At 62.4% G+C, this 10835-nt stretch carries 9 protein-coding genes and 1 pseudogene; 2 read left to right on the top strand and 8 right to left on the bottom strand.

All coding sequences use genetic code 11. The annotated features are described in order from the left end of the window. The coding region (locus tag ACMV18_RS12070; RefSeq protein ID WP_420818047.1) for a fumarate hydratase C-terminal domain-containing protein at positions 1-516 on the top strand (516 nt) is incomplete at its 5' end. A gap of 99 nt (positions 517-615) precedes the next feature. Continuing rightward, a complete protein-coding gene (locus ACMV18_RS12065; RefSeq protein WP_420818045.1) occupies positions 616-1677 on the top strand; it encodes an MBL fold metallo-hydrolase in 1062 nt (353 codons plus the stop codon). A 3-nt stretch (positions 1678-1680) separates the two neighbouring features. On the opposite strand, the gene clpB is transcribed toward ACMV18_RS12065, so the two are convergent. The 8 genes and pseudogenes from clpB to ACMV18_RS12025 all read right to left on the bottom strand — a co-directional run. Next, positions 1681-4278, bottom strand: coding sequence for an ATP-dependent chaperone ClpB (clpB, locus tag ACMV18_RS12060; RefSeq protein WP_420818044.1), 2598 nt, complete (start codon positions 4276-4278; stop codon positions 1681-1683). A gap of 109 nt (positions 4279-4387) precedes the next feature. Continuing rightward, complete coding sequence (locus ACMV18_RS12055; protein WP_420818043.1) at positions 4388-5590, bottom strand: GGDEF domain-containing protein; 1203 nt, start codon at positions 5588-5590, stop codon at positions 4388-4390. A 5-nt stretch (positions 5591-5595) separates the two neighbouring features. Beyond that, positions 5596-6129, bottom strand: a complete 534-nt coding sequence (locus tag ACMV18_RS12050; protein ID WP_420818042.1) for a molybdenum cofactor biosynthesis protein MoaE — start codon at positions 6127-6129, stop codon at positions 5596-5598. A 13-nt stretch (positions 6130-6142) separates the two neighbouring features. Next, positions 6143-6400, bottom strand: coding sequence for a molybdopterin converting factor subunit 1 (gene moaD / locus ACMV18_RS12045; protein WP_420818041.1), 258 nt, complete (start codon positions 6398-6400; stop codon positions 6143-6145). Between the two features lie 8 nt (positions 6401-6408). Continuing rightward, positions 6409-7707 carry a gephyrin-like molybdotransferase Glp gene (gene glp / locus ACMV18_RS12040; protein ID WP_420818040.1) on the bottom strand — a complete coding sequence of 433 codons (1299 nt, stop codon included), beginning with the start codon at positions 7705-7707 and terminating at the stop codon, positions 6409-6411. Positions 7708-7748: 41 nt separating this feature from the next. Then, the gene (thrC, locus tag ACMV18_RS12035; RefSeq protein ID WP_420818039.1) at positions 7749-9170 is read right to left on the bottom strand and encodes a threonine synthase; all 1422 of its coding nucleotides are present in this window, start codon (positions 9168-9170) and stop codon (positions 7749-7751) included. Between the two features lie 20 nt (positions 9171-9190). Further along, positions 9191-10513: a homoserine dehydrogenase gene (locus tag ACMV18_RS12030; RefSeq protein WP_374255607.1), complete on the bottom strand. Its 1323-nt coding sequence runs from the start codon at positions 10511-10513 to the stop codon at positions 9191-9193. A 98-nt stretch (positions 10514-10611) separates the two neighbouring features. Next, positions 10612-10835: pseudogene (locus tag ACMV18_RS12025) on the bottom strand (aminotransferase); the annotation flags it as partial.

Below are 10835 nucleotides of genomic sequence, written 5' to 3'. Positions count from 1 at the left end.
CTGCTGCTCAACGGCAAGATGCTGACCGGCCGCGACGCCGCCCACAAGCGCATCCAGGACATGCTGGCCAAGGGCGAGAAGCTGCCCGTGGACTTCACCAACCGCGTCATCTACTACGTGGGCCCGGTCGATCCGGTGCGCGACGAAGTGGTCGGCCCGGCTGGCCCCACCACCGCCACCCGCATGGACAAGTTCACCGACATGATGCTGGAAAAGACCGGCCTCATCTCCATGATCGGCAAGGCCGAGCGTGGCCCCACCGCCATCGAAGCCATCAAGGACGCCAAGAGCGCTTACCTGATGGCCGTGGGTGGCTCGGCTTACCTGGTGTCCAAGGCCATCAAGGCCGCCAAGGTGGTGGGCTTTGAAGACCTGGGCATGGAAGCCATCTATGAATTCGACGTGGTCGACATGCCTGTGACCGTGGCCGTGGACGCCGGCGGCACCAGCGCCCACATCGAAGGGCCGAAGGTCTGGCAAGCCAAGATTGGCAAAATCCCTGTGTCGGTGGCCTGATCTGCGCCCACACGGAACCCGGTGACCTGAACCGGATCCCACAAGCCCCGTCAAGCGTCAAGCCTGCCGGGGCTTTGTTTTGCCCCGTCGCTGCTCGCCATGAAGAACCCCTACTTCAACCCTGCCAAGAAGCATCACCGGCCTGACGGCTTTCAGAACAACTACCAATCGTTCCGAGGCAAGCGCTGGCACGAAATCCTGCGGTGGCGATGGCAGGCCTGGCGCGCGGGGCATCCGCGGCCGGTGAACCAGCCCATTCCCGTGGTGGCGCCGGACCTGGACTTCATCCATGCCAATGCCCAAGCGGGTGTGGCCATGCAACCCGCTGCCACGTGGATCGGTCACATCACGGTGTTGCTGCAGATCGGCGGGCTCAACATCCTCACGGACCCGGTGTTTTCCGAGCGATGCTTTCCCGTGCAATGGGCGGGACCTCAACGTCAGACACCCCCGGGTCTGAACTTGGCACAACTGCCGCACATCGACGTGGTGCTGCTGTCTCACAACCATTACGACCACATGGATGAGGCCTCGCTACGGCACCTCGCGCAGCAAGTGCATGGCGCGCCCCTGTTCATCACCCCTTTGGGTCACAAGCAGTGGTTTGCACGACGCGGCATCCACTGCGTGATCGAACTAGACTGGTGGGACCGGTACGAACTGGCCGCCACCGAGCAGTCGCACCACCTGTCAGTAACCCTGACGCCGGCGCAACACTGGTCTGCACGCACCGCGACCGATGCGCTGCGCAGCCTGTGGGGCGGTTTTGCGGTGTGTTCGCCAGACAGCCACGTCTTCTTTGCGGGAGACACCGCCTATTCCAAAGACTTTGTGGACATCCGCCAGCACTTTGCGCGCGAGCACGCCCCCGAGCAAGGCGGCGGCTTTGACCTGGCGCTGTTGCCCATCGGCGCTTATGAACCACGCTGGTTCATGAAAGACCAGCACGTGAACCCCGAGGAATCGGTGCAGATCTTTCAGGACCTGGGCTGCAAACGTGCCATGGCCGTGCACTGGGGCACGTTTCAGTTGACCGACGAGGCTCTGGACGAACCACCCAGAGCCCTCGCCTCGGCTTTGCATCGTCAAGGCATCAGCCCGGACGATTTCAGGGTGCTGGCGATTGGACAAACCTGGCGCTTGCCCGCCCGCCAGCGTTGAGCGTCAGTGCACCGTGCGCTCGAAGGTGAAGTCGCCCTCGGCATTCACCTGCACCGGGATGACGTCCTTCGGCCCGAACTTGCCTTGCAAGATCAGCTTGGCCACCGGGTTTTCGATGCGCTGCTGGATGGCCCGCTTGAGCGGACGTGCACCAAACACCGGGTCGAAGCCCACCTTGGCCAACTCGGCCAAGGCCTCGGGTGACACGTCCAGGCCCATGTCCATCTGGTGCAGGCGCACCTCCAGACCCTTGAGCTGGATCTTGGCGATCGACTCGATGTGCTGTTGATCCAGCGCGTGGAACACCACCACCTCGTCAATGCGGTTCAAGAACTCCGGACGGAAGTGCTGCTTCACCTCACCCCACACGGCATCCTTGATGGTCTCGGCAGGCTCGCCCGCCATCTGCATGATGTGGTGCGAGCCCAAGTTCGAGGTCATCACGATGACCGTGTTCTTGAAGTCCACGGTGCGGCCTTGGCCATCGGTCAGGCGGCCATCGTCCAGCACCTGCAGCAAGACGTTGAACACGTCCGGATGGGCCTTTTCAACCTCATCGAGCAAGACCACGCTGTACGGCTTGCGACGCACGGCTTCGGTCAGCGTGCCGCCCTCTTCGTAGCCGACATAGCCGGGAGGCGCTCCGATCAGGCGGCTCACCGAGTGCTTCTCCATGAACTCACTCATGTCGATGCGAATCAGGTGCTCTTCGCTGTCAAACAGGAAGCCAGCCAGCGCCTTGCACAGTTCGGTCTTGCCCACGCCCGTAGGGCCCAGGAACAGGAACGAGCCGTAGGGACGGTTGGGGTCTGACAAGCCCGCACGCGAGCGGCGGATGGCATCCGACACCGCCACGATGGCCTCTTGCTGCCCCACCACACGTTCGTGCAGCTTGTCTTCCATCGTGAGCAACTTGTCGCGCTCGCCTTGCATCAGCTTGGACACGGGAATGCCCGTGGCACGGGCCACGACTTCAGCAATTTCTTCCGCACCCACTTGCGTGCGCAGCAAGGTCGGACGGCCGGATTCCCCGCCCTTCTTGGCGTTTTCCTTGGCCTGCGCTTCTTGCAAGCGCTTTTCCAGCTCGGGCAGCTTGCCGTATTGCAACTCAGCCACTTTGTTGAAGTCGCCCTTGCGGGTCAGCTCATCGATCTTCTGACGCAGCTTGTCGATTTCCTCGCGCACGCTTTGGCTGCCTTGCGCTTGCGCCTTCTCAGCCTTCCAGATCTCGTCCAGATCAGCAATTTCCTTTTGCAGGACGGCGATCTCTTCGTTGATCAGCTCGAAACGCTTGACCGATGCCTCGTCCTTTTCGCGCTTGACGGCTTCACGCTCGATCTGCAGCTGAATCATGCGACGGTCCAGACGGTCCATCACCTCGGGCTTGGAGTCCAGCTCGATCTTGATCTTGGCTGCCGCTTCGTCGATCAGGTCAATCGCCTTGTCAGGCAAGAAGCGGTCGGTGATGTAGCGATGGGACAACTCGGCGGCGGCCACGATGGCCGGATCGGTGATGTCCACACCGTGGTGCACTTCGTACTTCTCTTGCAAACCGCGCAGGATGGCAATGGTGGCCTCGACCGTGGGCTCATCCACGATGATCTTCTGGAAGCGGCGCTCCAGCGCGGCATCCTTTTCGATGTACTTGCGGTACTCGTCCAGCGTGGTCGCGCCGATGCAATGCAGCTCGCCACGCGCCAGCGCGGGCTTGAGCATGTTGCCAGCGTCCATCGCGCCATCGGCCTTGCCCGCACCGACCATGGTGTGGATCTCGTCGATGAACATGATGGTCTGGCCTTCGTCCTTGGCCACTTCCTTGAGGACGTTCTTCAGGCGCTCCTCAAAGTCGCCACGGTACTTGGCCCCGGCCAGCAGCAGGGCCATGTCCAGCACCAGCACGCGCTTGTTCTTGAGCGAATCCGGCACCTCGCCTGCCACGATGCGCTGGGCCAGGCCTTCGACGATGGCGGTCTTGCCCACGCCAGGCTCACCAATCAGCACGGGGTTGTTTTTCGAGCGGCGTTGCAACACCTGAATGGCGCGGCGGATTTCTTCGTCACGGCCAATCACCGGGTCGAGCTTGCCGGAGCGCGCACGTTCGGTCAGGTCCAGGGTATATTTTTTCAGCGCTTCACGCTGACCTTCGGCTTCGGGGTTGTCCACGTTCTGATCTCCACGCACGGCCTTGACAGCGGCTTCCAGAGCTTTGCGGGTCAGACCATGGTCGCGGGCCAACTCGCCGGTTTCGCCTTTGTGGTCCGCCAGCGCCAGCAAGAACATCTCGCTGGCAATGTACTGGTCGCCCACCTTGTAGGCTTCCTTCTCAGCGCCTTGCAGCAGGCTGATGGTGTCGCGACCGGCCTGCACCTGTTCGGCGCCCTGCACCTGAGGCAGTCGATCCATCTGTTTGGACACGGCTGCGGCCAGTGCGCCCACCTTCACGCCAGCGCGCTCGAGCAAGGCTTTGGGACCGTCTTCCTGCTGCAGCATGGCCAGCAGGATGTGAGCCGGTTCGATGTAGGGGTTGTCGCGGGTGACCGCCAGGCTTTGAGCCTCGGTCAACGCTTCCTGAAATTTGCTTGTGAGTTTGTCGAGTCGCATGAGCACTCCTGTTGCCCCGTGATTCGGAGCCGTTTGCTCATGAAGATAGGGCAGCGGTTGCGCTTTTCAAGCCCCCCACCGGACGCCTGCAGCCTGCACTTGAGACAAGTCAAATGATGGTGGTGGGCGCGGGCACGCCCATGGTCAACTCGCTGGCGCCGACACGATTGCGGCCATCCCGCTTGGCTTCGTGCATGCGCACATCCGCTCGCGCCAAAGCATCCTCCAGTGATCCATCGGCACGCAGGAAGCTCAGGCCGATGCTGGCGGTCACTTTGATGGGCCCACCAGCCGTGCGACACGGTGTGCTCTCGATCGCTTGCCGCACCGATTCGGCCAGGCTGCGTCCTTCCAGCCGGCTTTTCACCGACAGCATGGCAGTCAGTTCTTCGCCGCCATACCGGGCCAACAAGGCATCAAACCGCAGGGTATCTCGCACGATCTGCGTCACCTCACGCAGCACCTCGTCGCCCACTTCATGCCCGTATTGATGATTGATGGCACGAAAGCGATCGATGTCGATCATCATTACCGCCACCGGATTACCCTCGGCTGGCAGCATGGACAGCATGCGTTGACCCAACTCCCGCAGACCTCGGCGAGACAATGCGCCTGTCAAGTCATCAGACAAAGAGCGGGCTCTCAACTGCTGGTTCAAGCGCTCGTTGATGATCGCAAACACCAACGCTGCCACCGCCAAGGGCAACAGTGCAAAACTCAAGCCGGTGAAAGGCAGCAACCATGTCGGTGCATAGAGCCAGTGCTCCGGATACGGCCCTTCACGGTTGGTGGCGTACCAGAGCGAAATCAACCAGTTCGCCGCAAATGCCGCCGCCACGATGAGCAGGCTCATTTCACTGCGCGCAACCCGGGGGCTGCGCAAAATCAACCAGCCTTGGTCGAACAACAACCACAGGCTGATGAACGCAAACGCCAAGGCAATGGCCTGCGTGAACAGACCGTCAGACCCCGTCCAGGCGGCCAACCAGAGGCCCAGTGTCAACAAACCGGTGATGCCCCAGCCCGCCAACGGGGTGGTCTGCCGCCCGTTCAACTGACGGAACGCCCACGCAAGCAAGGTCACGCCAGAGACGGCCAAACCGATCGCAAACTGGCTGATCGGTCGTTGCCATTCCTCTGGGCAAAACTGAATCAGTAACAAGGCCGACAAACAAGCAAAAGCCAGCCGATAGAGGCTGACAGCCTCCCTGACCCGAGGCTGACGCGTACGCAGCAGAGACATCAAACCCAGCCCCACCAGGGAGCCACCACCAGAGATGGAATAACAGGTGAAGATGTCTGTCGACTGCATGGCTGTCAGTCTGCCACGATGTGGGCGTTTTTCGGTGTGGCTAATCCTCCCCAGCGTGCGGCGGCCTCATCGTCACTGATTCGGGCATCGACCCACTTGCTCTCGCCCCCGCTGCTTTCTTTTTTCCAGAAAGGTGCCTGGGTCTTGAGCCAGTCCATCAGGAATTCGGCGCAGTGGAAGGCCTCACCACGGTGGGCCGAACTCACCGCCACCAGCACGATCTGGTCGCAGACTGCCAGCGGGCCCACTCGGTGGATCACCTTCACGCCCAAGACCTCAAACCGGCGGCGTGCCTCGACGATGATTTCGGCAATGCTGCGCTCAGTCATGCCGGGGTAGTGCTCCAACTCCATGACCGAAGCATCTGCGGCCGACGCCGGGGCACCCGCTTCACGCCACTCGCGCACCGTACCCACAAAACTCACCACGGCCCCGACGCGCCCGTCGCCGGCACGCAAAGCGGCCACTTCGGCCCCCAGATCGAAATCGTCCGGGCCGACGATCACACAGGCCAAGGCCGCCTGCAGATCAGAGGACAAGGCGGCACTCACTTCAGCCTCCCGTCACGGGCGGGAAGAACGCCACCTCGTCGCCGTCGGCCAGGGGCTCATCGGCAGCACACAGTGTCTGATTGCGCGCCATGCGCAGGCCCTTGGCCTCATCCAGCGCCGCAGCATGGGCTGGAGACAGCGTCTGGAGCCACTCACGCAAGGCGCCCACATTGCGGGCGGACGTGGCGGACCAATCGATGGATTCCGACCCACCCAATTGTTCGCGCACCGCAGCGAAATAACGAACCGTGACCGTCATGTTGAGACTCAAGGCTGGAGTGCCGAGCTGCCGGGTTGCTGCAACTCAGTCATGGAAATGAAGGAAACCACGTCACCGGGTGCCACCGCAGTGTTGGGTGGCAGGTCCACCACGCCCTCGGACCAGGCCGCTGAACTCAGCACACCCGACCCCTGATGGGGATGGATGAGCACGTGACCATCGGCCTGCAGGCGAGCCCGCAGAAACTCACGGCGCTTGTCGGGCTTGGGCCAATGGAAATTGGCCACCCGCGACGTGGCACGTGGCAAGTGCCACCCCTCGCCCGCCAACACGCCCAGTACCGGGCGCACGAGCAAGAGGAAGGTCACAAAACTGGCCACCGGATTACCCGGCAGGCCCATGTACAGCGCAAGACTGCCATCGGCACGACGGATCCAGCCAAACACAAACGGCTTGCCCGGTTTGATGGCCAAGGCCCAGAAATCCAAGCCGCCTTCGGCCAACACGGCGTTGCGAAGATGGTCTTCCTCGCCCACCGAAACCCCACCACTGCTGATGATGAGGTCGCTTTGTTCGGCCGCTGCACGCAAGGCGGCACGGGTGGTGTCCAGATCGTCCGGCACCACGCCCAGATCGTTTGCCACAGCCCCCGTGGCCTGAACCAGCCCCCGCAAGGTGTGGCGGTTGCTGTTGTAGATGGCGCCAGGGGGCAAAGGATCGCCCGGCATCACCAGTTCGTTGCCGGTGGTCAGCACGCCCACGCGGGGACGCTTGAACACCTTCAGTTGCGCAGCCCCCACCGATGCCGCCACACCCATGGCCGCCGCGCTCAGTCGCACGCCTGCGTGCAACACCGTCTGGCCTTGTGCGATGTCTTCGCCCCGGCGACGGATGTTCTGGCCCAGCTTGACGACTTCGTTGAAGCGAACCGTATCCGATGTGGCATCGGCGGTGGTGTGCTCCTGCATCACCACGGCATCGGCCCCTTCGGGCACGGGCGCACCCGTGAAAATGCGTGCACAGGTGCCGGGTTGCAGGGCTGCCCCCACCTGTCCTGCCGCAATGCGTTGTGCCTTGGGCAGCGTCACCACAGCAGCCAGCACGCCAGCCTGACCGGCCTGCGCCAGATCGGCAGCCCGCACGGCGTAGCCGTCCATGGCGCTGTTGTCCAACGGTGGCACGTCCACCGGGGACACCAGACTCTCGGCCAGCACCCGCCCGAGGGCATCAAAGCTGTCCACCGACTCGGTCGACAGGGGCTGCTGCCCCAGGTGGTCAACCACCGCAGCCGACAGACGAGACCAAGCCTCGTCCAAGGGCATCAAAGGCTTGAAAGCGGCCGCCATTGCGACACTCCTCGTAGGTCTACCCGGTGCTCAACGATCGATCAGTCGTTGCAGTGCTGGGTGATGTAGTCCTTGACCGTTTGGGCGCTGTTGGGCACCACCACGAAACGCTTGGGCAGCGACTCCAGACCTTCGAGGCCCTTGATCCAGTGAGGACGCTCAGGCTGACGACCCGTGGCTTCCACAATCGTGTCAGCGAACTTGGCTGGCAAAGCCGTTTCCAGCACCAGCATGGTGACACCTGGCTTCACGTGTTCACGCGCCACCTTCAGGCCGTCGGCCGTATGGGTGTCGATCATCACGCCAAAGCGCTCGAAAGTGTCCTTGATGGTGACCAGGCGGTCGCTGTGCTTGCTGGTGCCCGACACGAAACCGTAGTTGGCCACCTTGGCGAACTCGTCGGCCGACAGGTGGAACTCACCCTGTTGCTCGATCGCGTCCTTGAACAGCGCCTTCACGCGGGCACCGTCACGGCCCAACAGATCGAACACAAAGCGCTCGAAGTTCGAGGCCTTGGAGATGTCCATCGAGGGCGACGAGGTTTCATACGTCTCGGCGCTGCCACGCACACGGTAGCTACCCGTGCGGAAGAACTCGTCAAGCACGTTGTTCTCGTTGGTGGCCACGACCAACTGGTCAACCGGCAAGCCCATCATGCGGGCCACGTGACCGGCGCAGACGTTGCCGAAGTTGCCCGACGGCACCGTGAAGCTGACCTTCTCGGCGTTCGACTTGGTCGCGTAGAAGTAGCCCGCGAAGTAATAAACCACCTGGGCCAGCAGACGGGCCCAGTTGATCGAGTTGACCGTACCGATCTTGTACTTGCGCTTGAACTCCAGGTCATTCGAGACCGCCTTGACGATGTCTTGCGCATCGTCGAACACGCCTTCTACCGCCAGGTTGTGAATGTTGGGGTCCTGCAGACTGAACATCTGGGCCTGCTGGAACGGGCTCATGCGGCCATTGGGCGAGAGCATGAAGACGCGCACGCCCTTTTTGCCGCGCATGGCGTACTCTGCCGCGCTGCCGGTGTCACCCGAGGTGGCGCCCAGGATGTTGAGTTGCTCGCCACGGCGACCCAGCTCGTATTCGAACAGGTTACCCAGCAACTGCATGGCCATATCCTTGAAGGCCAGCGTGGGGCCATTGGACAGGGCTTCCAGTGCCAGACCAGGCTCCAGCGGCTTCAGAGGCGTGATCTCGTCAAAGCCATACACCGACTTGTTGTAGGTGCGTGCCGTGATGTCTTTCAGGTCAGCGGCTGGGATGTCGTCGATGTAGAGCGACAGCACTTCAAACGCCAACTCGGCGTAGCTCAGGCCGCGCCACTTGGTCAGCGTGGCGTCGTCCACCTTGGGATAGGACACGGGCAGGTACAAGCCGCCATCCGGGGCCAGGCCTTCGAGCAGGATCTCGCAGAAGTGGCGTTCGGTCTTGTCGCCGCGGGTACTGATGTATTTCATGGTCACTCCAGCAGCGGCGATCAGGCCAGCTCTTCCTTGCGCAGCTTGACGATGGGGGCCAGCACGGTGGGCAGGGCCTGCATGGCGGCCAGGGCCGTGTTCATGGCACCTTCCTTGGTGTCGTGCGTCAGGATGATCAGGTCGGTCTGGTTGCCGCCCTCACCGCTCACCTCGTCGGCTTCGCGCTGGATCACAGCGTCGATGCTGATGCCTTGCTCAGCCAGGATGCCGGTGATCTTGGCCAGCACGCCGGCCTTGTCGGCCACGCGCAGACGCAGGTAGAACGAGGTCACGACTTCGTCGAGCGCCAGGATGGGCAGGGTCGACATGGCGTCAGGCTGGAAGGCCAGCGCCGGCACACGCGAAGCAGCCGGTGCGGCAATCTGGCGAGCAATGTCCACCAGGTCGGCCACCACTGCGGAAGCGGTGGGCTCAGAGCCCGCACCCTTGCCGTAGTACATGGTGGTGCCCACGGCATCGCCTTGCACCAGCACGGCGTTCATGGCGCCTTCCACATTGGCGATCAGGCGCTTCATTGGCACCAGCGTGGGGTGGGTGCGCAACTCCACACCGTTGTCGCGGCGACGGGCAATGCCCAGCAACTTGATGCGGTAGCCCAGTTGCTCAGCGTACTTGATGTCGGTGGCGGACAGCTTGGTGATGCCTTCCACGTGCGCTTTATCGAACTGCACGGGAATACCGAACGCAATGGCGCTCAGCAGCGTCGCCTTGTGTGCAGCGTCCACGCCTTCGATATCGAAGGTGGGATCGGCTTCGGCGTAACCCAGACGTTGCGCTTCTTTCAGCACCACATCGAAGTCCAGGCCCTTGTCACGCATTTCGGACAGGATGAAGTTGGTGGTGCCGTTGATGATGCCGGCCACCCACTGGATCTGGTTGGCGGTCAGGCCTTCACGCAGGGCCTTGATGATGGGAATGCCACCGGCCACCGCTGCTTCAAACGCCACCATCACGCCCTTGTCTCGGGCGGCTGCAAAGATTTCGGTGCCATGCACAGCCAGCAGAGCCTTGTTGGCAGTCACCACGTGCTTGCCTGCGGCAATGGCCTCGAGCACCAGAGCCTTGGCAATGCCGTAGCCACCGATCAGCTCGACCACCACGTCGATGTCGGGATTGGCGATCACGGCACGCGCGTCATTGACCACCTGCGCTGCGTCACCCACGACTTCCTTGGCACGCTCGACGTTCAGGTCAGCCACCATGGCGATCTCGATGCCACGGCCAGCGCGACGGCGGATTTCTTCCTGGTTGCGGCTCAGCACCGTGAAGGTGCCGCTACCGACCGTACCGATACCCAGCAGACCGACTTTGACAGGACGCAGTTGTTCTTGGCTCATAAGGTTCTCTTCTCTCGCAGCGCGCCGCCTCGTGGGCGGCACAACACATTCAAAATTGGGGTTTCAGGGTCAGCAGCGTGGCATCACACCGTGGCGGTGCCGTGACGCTTGCGATACCCCTCCAGGAAGCGGGCAATGCGGTTGATGGCCTCAGCCAGGTCATCGCTGTTGGGCAGGAAGACCAAGCGGAAGTGGTCCGGGTGAGCCCAGTTGAAGCCCGTGCCTTGCACGATCAACACCTTCTCTTCGGCCAGCAACTCGTAAGCGAACTGCTGGTCGTCGGCGATCGGGTAAATCTTGGGATCCA

This window comes from Aquabacterium sp., assembly GCF_048860245.1.
Classification (GTDB): Bacteria; Pseudomonadota; Gammaproteobacteria; order Burkholderiales; family Burkholderiaceae_C; genus Aquabacterium.
Note: the sequence above shows the minus strand (reverse complement) of the source record. Positions and strands in the feature narration are given on the sequence as shown.